We start from the raw sequence: 15,039 nt of genomic DNA, 5'->3' as shown, positions 1-15,039 counted from the left end.
CACCATATTTATAAATATTTAAAAATTAACTTTAGGATATAAGATGATTATTAAGAAGCTAATCGCAATCGGCTTAATGTGCGGCATAAGTGCTTCGGTAAGCGCAGGAGGCTTGCAGGCACCAGAAATTAATATTGCCGACTATGGTAGTGACCTCACAGGCCAGGAGAGATCAATACCAAAGCTTAAAAAAGCAGTTATTGATACAGCTCCAGCGGATAGAAAAGACGGTATTCCTGTTGGTGAGATAGATGTAATCAAGGAGAGTTTGCAACAGCTGGCACTAGAAATAGTTGATAACCAACATACACCTTACGATAGCCTACTAATTGCTCAAAACAACAAACTGGTTTTTGAATCCTACTATTCCCTTGGCCGTGTTAATTTTCCTCACCCTCAAGCATCTGCCACCAAGGCCTATACCGCCCTGGCAATTGGGCGGGCGATACAGTTAGGTTATTTGACCATGGAAGACCTAGACAAGCCTGTCACTTCCTTCCTGAAAGGATTGGATAGGAAGCAGCTTGTTAAAGGCGCAGACCTTGTCACACTAAATCATGCCATGAGCATGCAGTCAGGAATCCGTATTGCAGAGGAAAAACTCGGTGCCTTACTGGAAAACAAAGAGCAGTTAACCGGGAAAAAGCTGGCTCAAATCTATCTAAGTCACAGTAAGCCGATCACTTCTGATTCGCAGACTTATTTATATCAAGGCTCAGACCCAATGATTGCAATGCTGGTTCTGGATGCTGTAGTTCCCGGCACCGCGAGTGACTTTATTAAAGAAGAGCTGCTGGAGAAAATGGGGATCGATATCTATCACTGGAAGGAGGCCGTTAACGGCGTGCCCCAGGCAGGATCAAGAGCCATGATGACATCGCGCAGTATGGTTAAGTGGGGCACTTTGGTACTTAATAAGGGAAAATGGAACGGCCACCAGTTAATTCCGGAGGCGTATATTGCCAAGGCCACTGGAAAGGTAGCTGTTCCCACAGATGATGAGTTTGATTACACCAACTTCTCATACGGCTACTTCTTCTGGCGAACACCTTTGAAGGTTGGCGACAAAAAATATATCGCAAAGTTTGGCTGGGGCGGTGGTGGCCAGTACGTGATCTCTATTGAAGATCTTGATTTGGTGATTGCGATCACGGGCCACAGAGATGATGACAAAACCCTGGGCTTGATAGAACAACGTATTTTGCCGGCTTTTGCATCTTCTGCATTAAGTGGTACAGCTGGCTGAGTTGCTACAATAATTGATCTTACCCCGATACTGTAGAAATTTTTTGTCGGGTATCTAGGGCTTCTGGAATAAGGAAGCCCTAAATATTGGACAGATTGTTCGATAACAGCAGGGTTACGGTTGTTCTAGCCCTTGGAGCAGTAGGGCCAAAGCAGGATTGTTAGGGCTCATTCTACTAGGAGAGTCTGCTTTTTATCCCCCCAGTTATCTTGCCCTTGTTGTTTTTTGATTCTCCTATAAATCTCTTCACGGTGAACTGGTAAGGTCTTGGGAGCGATTATACCTACCCGCACCTGATTACCTTTAACTTCTAATATTGTGACTGAGACGTTTTCCCCAATCCTGAGGTTCTCGCCTGTACGGCGGTTTAAAATCAACATATTGGTTTCCTAATGAGACGCTAAGCATTGGCAAACCTCCCGCAACGGGAAGGGCAGGGAAGTAATATCGGTTGCAGGTATTAGGAGGGGCGCGAGAACGGTAGGCGTAAAAGAAGAAAAGGCGGGCGCTAGACTCCCAGTGCTTGGGGAATCGCCTCAGGTTGCTAAAGGTGCAACCTTTTATTGAAGACGAGTGGGTTTCTAGCGTACCATTCATGGAGCCACTTTGATAATTATGCTATCAATTTGGTTAGCTGGCCCCGGGTGTTGCCGCACCTTGGGTCAGCGCCTTTTACTGTCTCTTACGTCACGCTACCGTTCTCCTTTGGGAATGGGTCTTTTATAAAATTCTCGTTGTTCTTGTTTTATCTTGGGCGGTTGGCTTGTAGAAGCTGATTTGATCACTGCCCAGAATCTTGATAAATATCTTTCGATTCTACGCAGCTTTGACGCTGAAGAAAACTTAATAAAATCCAATAAGATTATTTGGGCGCCTATATTTTTTGTGAGTTCACTTTGCAGAATGGCAATTGTTCATTAAAAATTGAAAAAATATTAGCCTTTTAATGAGCGCAATGATCTTATGCGCCGTTAATCCTATTGGATTCTTCAATCCATTGTTGGTTAAAGCCTGCACTTTTGGTATAGCCGATGAAAATATTCATTAGCTTTTCCATGTAACTCTCAAGGTCGACATCAATATCTGGTTGTCCACCGTTTTGATAATCTTTAGCTGCCTGATCTGCCATTTGCCAGAAAAACTGAGTCAGTAGTTTAGTTTCTTCAGCTGAAGTGATATCTCTCTTGCCAAGTAGAATGTCTTCGGCCAGTTGGTTTTTTAGCTTGTGGGAGTAGTGAATTGCTATATTTTTGATGGCAAGTTCATGTTCGTTAAATTTCATCACTATGTGTAAGCCTCGATATATATTCTACTTTTTAAATAATTTTCGAGGTGTAGAGGAAGTTGAGAATTTTCGCTAGGCATTATGTCAGAAGGCTTAGGTAGGGTGATGCTAGTATTTTCAGAGACCATAAAAGTTTTAAAAGCAGCTTTTCATTATTATATGGTTCTGATGTTGAAGTTTAGGCATTATCAATTTCATCATCCCACTGCTGTTCATAACCTTTTTCGAAAAGGTATCCGCCAAAGCTGTTGTACAGCTTTTCTAGCCAGTATTCAGAGCCGGCCTCGCAAGGTAGCTCTCGCTCTTGAGCAGATTTATCAACCATGGCCCAGAAGAACTTGCTGAGATGAGTGGCTTCTTCTGAAGAATTTACATATCCACGCTCTAAAATAGCCATTGCCACTGTATCTTGCAGTAATTCAGCAAAAAACAGGGCAACGGTTTTTTCTTCTGAATAGCGATATTCGATCACGGTACTAGCCCGCCCGCCTTAATCCACCGGCCAGTAAATCCGCACCAGAGGCATCAGTGCTCGGCCTTCTAAATCGAAGCTCTCATAGTGGCTGACGATTAAATCGGCCAGGTCATCGAGGTCCACCAGGGTGAGGGGGAAGGTGGAGCGGTCGGCTTCGTAGCGGGCTTCGCGGGTGAAGCCGCCGGTGCTGACGAATAGGCCGGAGTCCCCCTCCCGCAGGGCGCCGATAAAGCCGCGTATGGCGGGGGCGCCCATGGAGCCATCGCGATGTTTTACTTCCGCTTTAATGCGCGGCTGGGTAAGGCCTAGGCCGTCCGGTGAAGCGATCACATCCACACCGCGATCCGGTCCCTTGGGGGATACCTTGGCCTTAAAGCCCATCGCACGCAGTATCGCCGCAACCAGCTCCTCCATTTCCTCGGGCAGCAGTGCGGCGATTTTGTCTTTGATGAGTTCATGGCTCTGGGCCACGACCTCGTCTTTGAGCTGTGTGCTATCAGTTTCTGCGGTTTCTTCTTCCTGCGGCGTTAGCGTACGGCCCTCGAATATGGTTAGGAAGGCATCAATGGTTTCCTGGCTTAGGGAGAAGAGGGTGAGGGTGGAGCCGAGGGAGTTTTTGGCTTTCTGGGGCAGCTGGTCGCGGCTGACTTTGCCGAGCCACTCCACCTTACGCAGGTTGGCGTAGTCGCCGATAATATCCGGCTGGTAGAGGTATTCTCCTTTATCGACGCCCAATAGATAGTTCCGTGTCTCCGGGTTGTAGCTCACGATATAATCGCCTGCGGCAATCTGATCCCGAAACTTCAGGATCATGGCCAGGGCATTGGCGGTAGCCGCAGGCTTATCGTTGCCGTAAATCTTGATGTATTCATCCCGCAAGCGCTCGGTGCTTGAATACTGGCTAAGGTCTCCCAGCTGGGACCAACCCACTGCGGCAAAGCCTTTCTCGAAGTCTTCACTGTAAATACCACCACGTCCGGCGCGGATCATCCATGCGTTGGTCATACTACGATTTCCCTATTGTCTAATTCTTTTAACCCAGTGACCGTTGCGCTGTGTCCTTTGCGTGGCTTGCACACGGGGTGATGCAGAAGCGGCCGCTAATAGCATTCAATGAAATTCGCTGTAGGCGTGTCAAGGGCGAAGCCTGGGCCGAAATTAAAAGTGGGTTAAAAGTGAGTGGCTACCAATCAGGCAAATCCCATGGGTAAAAGCCCAAATGATCCTGTCGAAAATTTGCACAATCGGCGCATGGCTAGCGGTATTGGTTAGAAGCGGCAAACCTGAAAGGCCACGATTGCCTGACAGAATATGACTGGGTACCAAGGTGCCAATATTGTGCGGCGTTGAGTGGGGGACTAATGACTGGAGAGACTGCCTTTTGTACAAGGCGACAGCCCCCCTGTAATCGGGCAAAATTAGGCGCAATAAGATCTGTCGCCTTGCCCAACAGTGATGCCGGGGAGGGCGAAAACACCAAGGAATACGCTGTACATGGCCAAGAAGTCCGCAAAACCCAAGCAAACCGTCTCTTTTGAAGAGTCCCTCTGGGACAGCGCCAACAAGCTGCGCGGCTCGGTAGAGTCCTCCGAATACAAACATATCGTCCTGAGCCTGATCTTCCTCAAGTTTATCAGCGATAAGTTTGAGGCCCACCGCCAGGCGCTGATTGAGGATGGCAAAGAGGCGTTTGTGGATACCGTGCCGTTTTACACCCAGAGCAATGTCTTCTACCTGGAGGAAGCGGCGCGCTGGGATTACATTATCAAGCACAGTAAGCAGGACGATATCGCCCTTAAAATCGATACCGCCTTGCACACCATTGAAAAGGCCAATAAATCCCTGGCCGGCGCACTGCCGGATAACTACTTCTCCCGCCTGGGCCTGGAAGCCAGCAAGCTGGCGGCACTGCTGGATACCATCAACAATATCGAGACCCTCGCTAACGAGTGCCATATCAGTGAAGAGGATCTGGTGGGCCGGGTTTACGAATACTTCCTGGGTAAGTTTGCCGCGTCTGAAGGCAAGGGCGGTGGCGAGTTCTATACACCGAAATCTGTAGTGGGACTGCTGGCGGAAATGCTCGAACCCTACAAGGGCAAGATCTACGACCCCTGTTGCGGCTCCGGCGGTATGTTTGTGCAGTCCATTAAGTTTGTGAACAGCCACAACGGCAACCAAAAAGATATTTCTATCTACGGGCAGGAATACACCAGCACCACGTATAAGCTGGCAAAAATGAACCTGGCCATTCGCGGTATTAGCGGCAACCTGGGGGAAGTGGCTGGGGATACTTTCTTTAAGGACCAGCACCCGGACCTGAAGGCCGACTATATTATGGCCAACCCGCCGTTTAACCAGAAACAGTGGCGCGCGGATAATGAGCTTACCAATGATCCCCGCTGGGGCGGCTATACCGTACCGCCCACCGGCAATGCCAACTACGCCTGGATCTTGCATATGTTAAGCAAGCTGAGCGAGAGCGGCACCGCCGGCTTTGTGTTGGCCAATGGCTCTATGAGTTCCAATACCAGTGGTGAAGGCACCATTCGCCAAGAGATTATTGATAACGACCATGTAGACTGCATGATCGCCCTGCCGGGCCAGCTTTTTTACACCACACAAATTCCCGTGTGCCTGTGGTTCCTCACCAAAAATAAAGATGAAGACAAGGTACATGGCTACCGATCGCGCAAAGGCGAAACCCTATTTATCGACGCCCGTCAGATGGGCACTATGGCCAGCCGTATCCACAAAGAGCTGACCACTGACGATATCGCCAAAATTGCGCAAACCTACCACGCCTGGCGCGGCGAGGAAAAAGACGGTGACTATGAGGATATTGCCGGTTACTGCAAAGCCGCCAGTCTTGAAGAGATTAAAGCCAACGATTATGTCTTGACCCCAGGGCGCTATGTGGGCGCCGCCGAGCTGGAAGACGATGGTATTCCTTTTGAAGAGAAAATGAAGGCGTTAAGTCAGACGTTGTATCGACAGATGGGTGAAGCCGAAGCGTTGGATAAAGCTATTTGTCAGAATCTGGAGGTGCTGGGTTATGGCAAGTGAGTGGGGAAAAATTCCATTAGGTGATCTCGTAGCTCTCCAAAGAGGACATGACCTTCCATCACAAGACCGGCGAAAAGGGGAAATACCGATTATGGGGTCCTCAGGTCTTACTGGTTATCATGATGAGGCTAAATGCAAGGGACCGGGGATAGTCATTGGTCGTAGCGGAAACTCTATGGGAGTTGTTAGTTACTCAGATAGCGATTTCTGGCCCTTAAATACAGCTCTGTATGTAACAGACTTCAAAGGAAATGATGAGCGCTATATTTATTACTTATTATCTCAGATAGATTTTGATCAATTCAATTCTGGAAGTGCTCAAAAGTCGTTAAATAGAAATGCAGTATATCCATTTTTAGTTTGGGCTACCAAGAATAAAGATGAGCAAAAGAAAATTGGCGTAGCCCTAGAAAGATACGAGAATAAAATCCAACTCAACCGCCAAACCAATCAAACCTTAGAACAAATGGCCCAGGCCCTGTTTAAAAGTTGGTTTGTGGATTTTGACCCGGTTATTGATAACGCCCTCGCTGCAGGCAACCCCATTCCCGATGCCCTGCAAGCCCGCGCCGAACGCCGTCAGCAACAACTGGCCAAGCCGGATCATAAGCCCTTGCCGGAAGCTATTCGCCAGCACTTTCCCTGTGAGTTTGAGCAAACTGAGGCTTTGGGTTGGGTGCCGAAGGGGTGGGAATCTGGAACTCTTGCATCGATAGCAAACGCTCTCAGTGGTTTTGCTTTCAAAAGCAAAGATTTTTCAGAAGAGGGTGAAGCTGTAATTAAAATAAAAAATATCAAAGCAGATCGGACTGTCGATATTGCAGATGTTGCCAGGGTTCCTTTAGCTATTTCTAAAGCGGCTGATCGTTTTTTGTTGCGTGATGGGGATATTGTTTTAGCAATGACCGGTGCTACGGTGGGGAAATTTGGTGTGATAGTTTCTGAAGGGACAGAATCATATTTCCTTAATCAGCGAGTTTGTAAGTTGTCTCCGAAAGAAAGTAATAGAAATGTATTTTTGTATTCGGCATTAAATAAACAAGGGGTTGAGGAAAGTATCTTGGAGGCGGCTCAAGGGAGTGCGCAACCAAACATTAGTGCTAAATCTATTTTATCTACGCTGATGGTTATTCCTCCTAGTGAACTTATAGATCAATTTGTTAGTTTGATGGAGCCTTCTTTTGGAAGGCGTATCGGACTGGTAAAAGAAAATTATAAGCTTTGCAAAATGCGTGACACTCTCCTACCAAAACTAATCTCAGGTGAGTTACGTATTCCAGATGTGGAAAAAGAAGTGAGTGATGCAGTAGCCTAAAGGCAGAATGAAAAAGGATTTTCAATGAAGTTTACTGAAGCCCAACTAGAAAACGCCATAATTCAACTATTGGGACAGCAGGGTTATCCCCATATTACCGGGGAGGCGCTCTCCCAAAGTACCGATGGGCCCCGAGGGGCGACGGAAGTCTTGATTAAGGAAGATCTGCGCAGTTTTTTGAGCAGGCAGTATGCGGCGGAGGGTATTACTGCAAGCGAGGTGGAGAGCATTATTCGCCAGTTGGAGCTGCTCTCCCCCAGCGATTTGTATGACAGCAATAAAAAGTTCTGCAAATGGCTCAGTGATGGCTTTTTGTTTAAGCGTGAAGATCACACGCAAAAAGATCTCTATATCCAGCTGATTGATTACAGCGACCTGACCGAGATGCGCATCCCCACTGAGGGTGAGGTGGATACACTGCCAACCACACCTGTCAAAGAGGGGGAAGCAGGTTATAGAACAGGTGCGACCAATATCTATAAGATCGTTAACCAGCTGGAAATTGAGGGTGTGGCCTCGGCCAGCGGTGGCGAGCGGCGTATCCCCGATGGTATTTTGTATATCAACGGCCTGCCCCTGGTGCTGTTTGAATTTAAAAGTGCCATCCGGCCGGAAGCGACTATCCACCACGCCTATACCCAAATCTGCACCCGCTACCGCCGGGATATTCCGCAGCTGTTTGTGTATAACGCCCTGTGTGTGATTAGTGATGGCGTCAACAATAAAATGGGCACCCTGTTTGCGCCCTATGAGTTCTACTACGGTTGGCGAAAAATCACCGGTGAGGAAACCCTCAGTAAAGATGGCTTGGATTCCCTCACCACCATGCTCCAGGGACTATTTGATCGGCGCCGCCTGCGCGAGGTACTGCGCCACTTTATCTTTTTCCCCGATAAAACCCATCAGGAAATCAAAATCGTCTGCCGCTATCCCCAGTACTACGCGGCCACCAAGCTCTACCAGAATATTTATTCACACCTGAAAAGGCCCGATGGCAAAGGGGGCTACAGCGGCGATGGTAAAGGCGGTACCTACTTTGGTGCCACCGGCTGCGGTAAAAGCTTTACCATGCAGTTCTTAACCCGCCTGCTGATGAAAAGCGCCGCCTTCGAAAGCCCCACCATTGTGCTGATTACCGATCGCACAGACCTGGACGACCAGCTGTCACAGCAATTTACCAATGCGAAAATTTATATTGGCGACCAGATTGTTGAGAGCGTGACTTCCCGCGCGGATTTGCGTGAAAAATTGCAGGGTCGCCAGAGCGGTGGTGTCTTTTTGACCACCATCCATAAATTTACGGAAGATATTGAGCGGCTGACTGAGCGTTGCAATGTGATTTGCATTAGTGATGAAGCCCATCGCAGCCAGATTAACCTGGATCAAAAAATCACGGTGGTAGAGACCGGGATCAATAAAGGGGTTAAGAAAACCTACGGTTTTGCCAAGTACCTGCACGATTCATTGCCCAACGCCACCTATGTCGGTTTTACCGGAACCCCCATCGACGCCACCCTGGATGTCTTCGGCCCCACAGTAGATCGCTACACCATGAATGAATCGGTGAAAGATGAAATCACCGTGCGCATTGTGTATGAGGGCCGCGCGGCGAAGGTGATTCTGGACAACGGCAAGCTCAAGGAAATTGAGGATTATTATGCGGAGTGTGAGAAAGACGGCGCCAACGAGTATCAAATAGACGAAAGCAAAAAAGCCATGGCCCGTATGAACGCCATACTGGGGGATGAGAATCGTATTCACGCCCTGGCCAAGGACTTTGTCGCCCACTACGAAAACCGCCTGGTAGAGGGCTCTACCGTCGCCGGTAAATCGATGTTTGTGAGTAGCTCCCGCTCAATTGCCTATCAGTTCTATCAAGAGCTGGAAGCCCTGCGCCCCGAGTGGTTTGAGGTACTGGCCTGTGCTGAAGGTGAGCAGTTAACGGAGAAAGAGCGCAAGGAGCTAAAACCCTCCGAGCGGGTCCGTATGGTGATGACCCGCAATAAAGATGATGACAAGGTGCTGTGGGACAAGCTCGGCACCAAGGAAGATCGCAAAGAACTGGACCGCCAATTCAAGCAGGCCAAATCCAACTTCAAAATCGCCATTGTTGTGGATATGTGGCTCACCGGCTTTGATGTGCCGTTTCTCGATACCTTGTATATCGATAAGCCGGTATCAAAGCACAACCTGATCCAGACGATTTCACGGGTAAACCGCAAGTTTGAGGGCAAAAGTAAGGGGTTGGTGGTGGATTATATTGGTATCAAAACCAATATGAATAAAGCGCTGAAAACCTTTGGCGGCAGTAATGCGGACAACTTTGAAGATATCGCGGCTTCTATTGTAGAAGTGCGCAATCACCTGGATTTGCTCAACCGGGCTTTTCACCACTTTGACAGCAGCGGCTACTTTAGCGGTGACCCGGTAAGCCAGCTCAACTGCCTTAATGAAGCGGCCGAGTATGCCCTGCAAACCGAGAAGACCCAAAAGCGCTTTATGGATATCGCCAAGCGCTTAAAGGCGGCCTATGACATTTGCTGTGGCAACGAGGAAATTACGCAAACCGAGCGGGACCAGATTCACTTCTATATGGCTATCCGCTCGATTATTTTCAAACTCACCCGGGGCGATGCCCCAGATACCGCACAGATGAATGTCAAAGTGCGCGAGATGATCGCCGAAGCGATTCGCAGCGATGGGGTAGAGGAGATCTTTAAGCTCGGTGAGGAAAAGGGTGGCGGCCCCATCGATATTTTCGATGAGGACTATTTGGCCAAAATCGAAAAAATCAAACTGCCAAATACCAAGATCAAGCTCTTACAAAAACTGCTGAAAAAAGCCATCGGTGAGGTGGCCAAAACCAATAAGATGCAAAGTGTTGACTTCAGCAAGAAGTTTAAGGCCCTGGTAGAAAAGTACAACGAGCGCAAGGAAGAGGATGTACTGGTCAGCAGTGTATTGGAGGACTTCTCCAACGAGATTATTGACCTCTATCAGGACTTAAAAACTGAAATGACCTCATTTGCAGATATGGGGATCAATTACGAAGAAAAAGCCTTCTACGATATCCTCAAATCCCTCTCGGTGAAATACGACTTCTCTTACCCGGAAGACAGGTTACTGGAACTTGCCAAGCGCGCTAAGCAAGAAGTCGACAGCGTCGCCAGCTTTCCCGCCTGGAATCAGCGGGAAGATATTAAGGCTGAGCTGCAAGTGAAGCTGATTCTGCTATTAGCGGAGTTCGGCTATCCACCGATTGCCAATGATGATGTGTTTAAAGAGATTCTGGAGCAAGCGGAGAACTTTAAGCAGCATCAGGTGGAGTTGACGTAATATTTGTACTTTTTAATCTTGAGATGTTCTCAATTGCAGGCGTACAATTTATAGCCATTTGATGTCCGAAGGTGAAATGCATGAGTGAAAGGAAGCGAGTAAAAGAGGCCTTTACCCCAAATAAGGCATCCTTGGAAAAGGTTGCGAAAGGGTTTGAGCGTGCTAAAACTAAAGCCGATAAGGCCAAGAACAGTAGCAGCCCCCTTGATTACGTGGAAGTTAAATAGATAACGGCTGGGCCTTATAGTGAAAGAAGGAACAATTAAAGTATTTGTCCGCAAAGAGCTTGATCAGGAAAGCCAGACCAATAGCGATTTGCGAGCACTTATTAGTGACTTTAAACGTTGGAAGTCTGGAAATACGGTTCACTACTTTGGTAAGGATGTTCCATATCATGACCCAAAGCCTTACGCAGAAAGAGCCAAGTTGCGTCATGTACATATTCTTGACAAAGTAAAGACTGTGCATATTCGTGCAGGAACCAGTGATAGTGCATTGATTTATACAGAAGCTTCGATGACACCTAACACATACTATGTGATCGACTTTATTGCTGCCGGAGCCCACCAGAAAGCGCGGGATTTCAATTACATGAATTGGTTGATCGATAAAGCTGAACAGTTTCGAATGAGGAAATAACAGTGGCAGAAGACAGAAGTTTTCAAGCTATGTGGCAAGAAAAAAGTGAGCCAACAACACCTGGTGAGTATATTGTTGCTGTTCGTTATCCTCATGGATTTGGTGCTTACGATGTGGCTTCATGGGTAGATGGTCAATGGCAACTCGGATACAGCGCTGAAATAGTAGGTTGGATTCCTCTAGCGGAGCTGCTTGGTGGAATAGACGTGGGTTGGCCAGAACAAGATGAAGAGAGTTTTGGCAAGCCGTTCCGTAAACAGTTTGAAGAACATCGTAAGGAGAGTCCTCTCTCTGACACTGATGACGATGACTTCGTAGAATTTAAAGATTGAGAGTAAAATTTTTTTACCTAAAGGCGCTGTAGCGCCTTTTTCATTACCATAATAATAAAATCAACTTTCGGGCGTTGGTGCAAGCCAAGTCCTGTAATGACAGCCCTCTTAGAAAACTGGATTGGGACTGGTCCAGGGAATATGACTTGTATTCATTTACCAACCCAAAGCGTTTTGAGCTGAGTATTTGGCATCGTAATCAGTTGTGCGCACTGTCATTGGGGCGCCCCACCTGGAGTGGAGCGCGGCTTCGGCTAGACTCCCTCGAAGCGGCACCACATAACCACCCCCTGCGTGCAATGATTCTACCTCTAACGCTATTGGCATTGGAGGAATATGCAGAACAGATAGGTGCTCATGAGATTCGTATTATGAAGCCTGTTAACGAGAAGGTACGTGACTATTACTCCAGCAAGGGCTTCACTTATAACTCTCGTGGTGATTACTGTTGGAGGCGCATTGCATGACCAATGAAAAACGCCCCCTAAAGGGCACCCCTGAATATGAAAAGTGGAGAAAGGAGCGCGCCAAAAAGCGTGCTGAAGAGCTATTATCAGGTTCTGAAGATGTGGATCAGACGGGGCTTCTGAGTGGGGGTAAAGATGCAATGCGGGATGATAATCCCGATGGGAAGCCAGATTTAAAAGACGTTAATAAATAGTTTATGCGATTCTGGATAGTTGCATTTTGATGGGGTTGGCTTCTTGGTTAAGGAACTTGTTTAGCTCTTGAAGCTGAAGGTCTTCTGGACGTGACTTAGAAATAAAAAAGGCCAACCACGCGGTTGGCCTTTTTCGATTTGGTGGGGATGGCAAGACTTGAATAGTTGCTGTAGCTACCGTATTTGCTTGGTTTCTATTTGGCTCAATCACAAAAAACCAAAGATAACCCCACCTAGAGCAAAGTAACCCCCAATTCTGTCCCCACTTACTTAGAAGGCTCCGGCAGGCATTGAGCCTGTCGGATTAAAAACGTCCAGCGCCTAGCGAACTGCTAAAAGGGAAATCGAGACTATCTATTGCTAGTCACTCTTTTAGAACCGACGTACATTGCAAATAACCGAAGGCCGATGGAAATTAAGACAAGCATACTTGGCGCTGTATGAGCGGGCATTGCCTTTAATTGTGTAATTTCTCTTTGAAGGGTCATCGTTTGATGTGGATTGGACTGGTGCTTTGGAACCTGAATGACGTTTTTCTTAAGTAATTTATCGAACGACTCGATTTCTCCCGCAAGCATATCCAGGAGTTCCAATTCGGTCTTGCCTTCCCATGGAAGCTGTTTCCTATAAGCGTCAACTGCTTTACCAAGCTTTTTCCATTCTTCTGCGAGGAAGGCTTCAAGTGATGAGAGGGTCCTAAGCTTCGAGTTCATGGATTGATTGGTTCGGTAGGCGTTTTGTCCATGAGCGCCGCTCGCCATCATTCCACCAAAGTGCTGTACGTTATGTTTGGCAGTATTCAGGTTCCGGCTGATTAAGCTGAGTTGATCCAAGGTGTGAACCAGAGTCTGATCAAATCTCGGATCTTTATTCTTAATCGCTGCCAGAGCGGTGTTAACCAGTCGACTCACCTGTATCTTGGTTGCATGTTCGTTGATGGACATATCCCTTTATCCTTGTAAATCCATTGAAGAATGTGTTCCACCTCTCTGATTTGAGATGAATGTGCCACATTCAATTTTTTGCTTGATGAAAATACGAATTCTAAATTAAATCTGCCGAGTATCGCGGTCTAATAGAGTACGGGCCATTGCACGAAAGCCGGGGGTGGTCATGATTTCATTGTCATAGCCCAGTGACCTGAGCGCAGCCCTCACATCGTTATCAGGCAGTGGACGGCTCTGGTCTCGAGCTGATGGGAAAACATATTTGCCATGGCCTGTTAGCCGCGCCAGCTCTTGCAGTAAGGCTAGAGCCTGTTCAGCAAGAGGAGTAATGTTGCAGGCTCATTTTCATTTTTTCTCTGGGCAGTTTTATGTGCTTGGCATCCTCTGGTATTCGTCCATGGCAGTGAGTAGGCGCCCAACTTCAGCAGGGTCTGTAATTGCCGCCAGGTGCCTTTTTTTGGTGGGGTGAGTGCGCCGGTCAGGTCTGCGGTGGAAGCACGGTCGTCTCTTCCGGTATTTGTAGAATCATTATGTACGATGGCGCATGATACAGCTATCAGCTCCCCTTCCAGATATGCCAGTAACAAAGCCTCCGTAATACAATCGGGCACCCAGAGTTAAAAATATTAGAAGCAGAGCTAGGCTCCAGGCTTTTCCATGCAAAGATGATGTTATCCGTTATTGATGGGGTGTATAACAAATTCCATTAATAGTTTATGGGGGCTAGCTTTTTAGTCTATAAATCGGACTGAAACTTCGGTCTAGGCTCGTTATGTACCTCAGGTATCCTTAGACCAGGGCCCACATCTGGAGGCTATTGCAGCCTTCATTGATTGAGCCCGCTTGGAGGTTGTCAGGCTGACTAGTAGTGTGTCAGATTGATGCTGAGTAGGGGGTCATGTAGCTTCTCAAACACAATTGAATTCTTGAAAGCCACAGTGTAAATATCAAATGAATCCATGAAATGTCAATCTTTTTAATAGTTTGGTTTATAGGCTGGCCACTATAAAGACACTTTGCAGTAGATGGTTTCTTACTCGCCAATATCTTCATTCCAGATTTCAGGAAATTCCCGAATAAATTGATTCATAAGGTCAACACACTCAGAGTTATTTATGACGGTCAGGAGTACACCTTCAGACCTGAGCAATGATTCATCGCCCTGGAAAGTTTTGTTTTCACCGATAACAATATTTTTAATGCCGTATAGGCGAATGGTTCCGCTACACATTGAGCAGGGTGATAGCGTTGTATAAAGTGTGCATTGTTGGTAATCGGCAGCGCGCAATCTTCCTGTGTTTTCCAGTGCATCCATTTCAGCATGCTTGATCACACTATTCTGTTGGATACGCTGATTGTGACCCCTGCCGATAATTTCACCATTGCGCACTATTACGCAACCGGTGGGGACACCTCCTGTCGCTAAACCCTTGTGCGCTTCCTCAATAGCTGCACGCATAAAAGTTTCATGCTTGGATTCACTCATTGGAACCCTTTATTTAAGTTTTTGTGGATACTTGAAGTATAGATAGAATGTAGAGTATCTATTGTGACCTCCCCTTTCCCCCAGAGTCACAGTCAAAAACAAGGCTGATAGGTTTTAGGAAGAGTTATGGGGGGGATAGGTTTTGCAGTCATATGAAAGCGGGGGAGTATGGCCATTGAGTGATGGCATACCACCGGTTCGCTTGGTGACTGAATTGGGTAATACGACATCAGGACTTTCGGTCTAGCTTT

General features: G+C 47.3%; 15 protein-coding genes. 9 read left to right on the top strand and 6 right to left on the bottom strand.

The window, feature by feature from the left end:
• The first annotated feature begins 43 nt into the window (after positions 1-43).
• A complete protein-coding gene (locus tag ACCI51_RS01030; RefSeq protein WP_371842283.1) occupies positions 44-1,246 on the top strand; it encodes a serine hydrolase domain-containing protein in 1,203 nt (400 codons plus the stop codon).
• Positions 1,247-1,413: 167 nt separating this feature from the next.
• Here the strand turns inward: ACCI51_RS01030 and csrA are convergent, their stop codons facing one another.
• The 4 genes from csrA to ACCI51_RS01010 all read right to left on the bottom strand — a co-directional run bounded on the left by csrA (position 1,414) and on the right by ACCI51_RS01010 (position 4,011).
• Positions 1,414-1,626, bottom strand: a complete 213-nt coding sequence (gene csrA, locus ACCI51_RS01025) for a carbon storage regulator CsrA (RefSeq protein WP_371842282.1) — start codon at positions 1,624-1,626, stop codon at positions 1,414-1,416.
• A 581-nt stretch (positions 1,627-2,207) separates the two neighbouring features.
• Positions 2,208-2,528: a hypothetical protein gene (locus ACCI51_RS01020; RefSeq protein WP_371842281.1), complete on the bottom strand. Its 321-nt coding sequence runs from the start codon at positions 2,526-2,528 to the stop codon at positions 2,208-2,210.
• A gap of 181 nt (positions 2,529-2,709) precedes the next feature.
• Positions 2,710-3,003 (bottom strand): hypothetical protein, encoded by a 294-nt coding sequence (locus ACCI51_RS01015; protein ID WP_371842280.1) that lies wholly within the window; start codon positions 3,001-3,003, stop codon positions 2,710-2,712.
• Between the two features lie 18 nt (positions 3,004-3,021).
• Positions 3,022-4,011, bottom strand: a complete 990-nt coding sequence (locus ACCI51_RS01010) for a restriction endonuclease (RefSeq protein WP_371842279.1) — start codon at positions 4,009-4,011, stop codon at positions 3,022-3,024.
• A 489-nt stretch (positions 4,012-4,500) separates the two neighbouring features.
• Between ACCI51_RS01010 and ACCI51_RS01005 the strand changes: the two genes are divergently transcribed.
• The 8 genes from ACCI51_RS01005 (at position 4,501) to ACCI51_RS00970 (ending at position 12,355) form a co-directional block, all read left to right on the top strand.
• Positions 4,501-6,072: a class I SAM-dependent DNA methyltransferase gene (locus tag ACCI51_RS01005; protein ID WP_371842278.1), complete on the top strand. Its 1,572-nt coding sequence runs from the start codon at positions 4,501-4,503 to the stop codon at positions 6,070-6,072.
• A complete protein-coding gene (locus ACCI51_RS01000) occupies positions 6,062-7,387 on the top strand; it encodes a restriction endonuclease subunit S (RefSeq protein WP_371842277.1) in 1,326 nt (441 codons plus the stop codon). Before ACCI51_RS01005 ends, ACCI51_RS01000 begins: the two co-directional genes overlap by 11 nt.
• A gap of 24 nt (positions 7,388-7,411) precedes the next feature.
• Positions 7,412-10,723 carry a type I restriction endonuclease subunit R gene (locus ACCI51_RS00995; RefSeq protein WP_371842276.1) on the top strand — a complete coding sequence of 1,104 codons (3,312 nt, stop codon included), beginning with the start codon at positions 7,412-7,414 and terminating at the stop codon, positions 10,721-10,723.
• A gap of 80 nt (positions 10,724-10,803) precedes the next feature.
• The gene (locus ACCI51_RS00990) at positions 10,804-10,950 is read left to right on the top strand and encodes a hypothetical protein (protein ID WP_371842274.1); all 147 of its coding nucleotides are present in this window, start codon (positions 10,804-10,806) and stop codon (positions 10,948-10,950) included.
• A gap of 19 nt (positions 10,951-10,969) precedes the next feature.
• Entirely contained in the window at positions 10,970-11,362 is a 393-nt protein-coding gene (locus ACCI51_RS00985) for a type II toxin-antitoxin system YafO family toxin (RefSeq protein ID WP_371842273.1), read from the top strand.
• Positions 11,363-11,364: 2 nt separating this feature from the next.
• Positions 11,365-11,694: a hypothetical protein gene (locus ACCI51_RS00980; RefSeq protein ID WP_371842271.1), complete on the top strand. Its 330-nt coding sequence runs from the start codon at positions 11,365-11,367 to the stop codon at positions 11,692-11,694.
• A 77-nt stretch (positions 11,695-11,771) separates the two neighbouring features.
• Positions 11,772-12,161: a hypothetical protein gene (locus ACCI51_RS00975; protein WP_371842270.1), complete on the top strand. Its 390-nt coding sequence runs from the start codon at positions 11,772-11,774 to the stop codon at positions 12,159-12,161.
• Positions 12,158-12,355: a hypothetical protein gene (locus tag ACCI51_RS00970; protein WP_371842269.1), complete on the top strand. Its 198-nt coding sequence runs from the start codon at positions 12,158-12,160 to the stop codon at positions 12,353-12,355. The genes ACCI51_RS00975 and ACCI51_RS00970 overlap by 4 nt, the downstream gene beginning before the upstream one ends.
• A gap of 350 nt (positions 12,356-12,705) precedes the next feature.
• Here ACCI51_RS00970 and ACCI51_RS00965 read toward each other — a convergent pair whose 3' ends face one another.
• Entirely contained in the window at positions 12,706-13,299 is a 594-nt protein-coding gene (locus ACCI51_RS00965; RefSeq protein ID WP_371842268.1) for a hypothetical protein, read from the bottom strand.
• 1,036 nt (positions 13,300-14,335) lie between these two features.
• Complete coding sequence (locus ACCI51_RS00960; protein WP_371842267.1) at positions 14,336-14,788, bottom strand: nucleoside deaminase; 453 nt, start codon at positions 14,786-14,788, stop codon at positions 14,336-14,338.
• Between the last annotated feature and the right edge of the window lie 251 nt (positions 14,789-15,039).

Origin of the sequence: Microbulbifer echini (assembly GCF_041447225.1) — a bacterium.
In the GTDB taxonomy this organism is placed as follows: Bacteria; Pseudomonadota; Gammaproteobacteria; order Pseudomonadales; family Cellvibrionaceae; genus Microbulbifer; species Microbulbifer echini.
Note: the sequence above shows the minus strand (reverse complement) of the source record. Positions and strands in the feature narration are given on the sequence as shown.